This is a genomic window from Planctomonas deserti (genome assembly GCF_003067705.1).
Taxonomy (GTDB): domain Bacteria; phylum Actinomycetota; class Actinomycetes; order Actinomycetales; family Microbacteriaceae; genus Planctomonas; species Planctomonas deserti.
This window is the reverse complement of the sequence record NZ_QANL01000059.1, coordinates 1-690: the sequence shown is the minus strand read 5'-3', so window position 1 is coordinate 690 and position 690 is coordinate 1. Positions and strand designations below refer to the sequence as shown.

Genomic DNA, 690 nt, shown 5'->3' with positions numbered 1-690 from the left:
GGCTGGCGCCAATGCTGGGCACGGTCGGTGCCGACCAGGTGGTGATCTGCCCCGGCGCGCAGACCGCGCTGTGCGCGCTGATCCTGGCCCGTACCCAGCCAGGCGAGCTGATCGCCGCCGAACAGCTGACCTACCCGGGCCTGCTGGCCGCCGCGCGCGTGCTGCAGCGGGGCGTGGTGCCGGTGGCGATGGACGCCGAAGGCATGCTGCCCGACGCCTTGGAAGAAGCCTGCCAGCTGCGCCGGCCGCGCCTGCTATACCTGGTGCCGACCATCCAGAATCCGACCACGGCGACGATGTCGGCGCAGCGCCGGCAGGCCCTGCTGGCGGTGGCGAAGCGCCACGATCTGACCGTGATCGAAGACGATCCCTACTGGTTGCTGGCCGGTGATGCCGCGCCGCCGCTGGCCGCCCACCGCGACGCCGGCTGCCCGGTCTACTACATCTCCACCCTGTCCAAGTGCCTGGCACCGGGCCTGCGCACCGCCTACCTGGTGGTGCCGGCCGGCGAGCCAATGGAACCGGTGCTGGACGCTCTGCGCGCGATCGCGCTGATGCCGACCCAGTCGATGGTGGCGGTGGCCTCGCAGTGGATCCGCAGCGGTCAGGCCCAGGACATGGTGCAGCGCTTCCAGCAGGAACTGCGCGAGCGCCAGGCGATTGCCGCGCAGTACCTGCCGTCCCGTGCCC

General features: G+C 71.7%; 1 protein-coding gene. It reads left to right on the top strand.

The window, feature by feature from the left end; translation table 11 throughout:
* A partial coding sequence (locus DAI20_RS19515; protein WP_159085133.1) for an aminotransferase-like domain-containing protein occupies window positions 1–690 on the top strand: 690 nt, incomplete at both ends.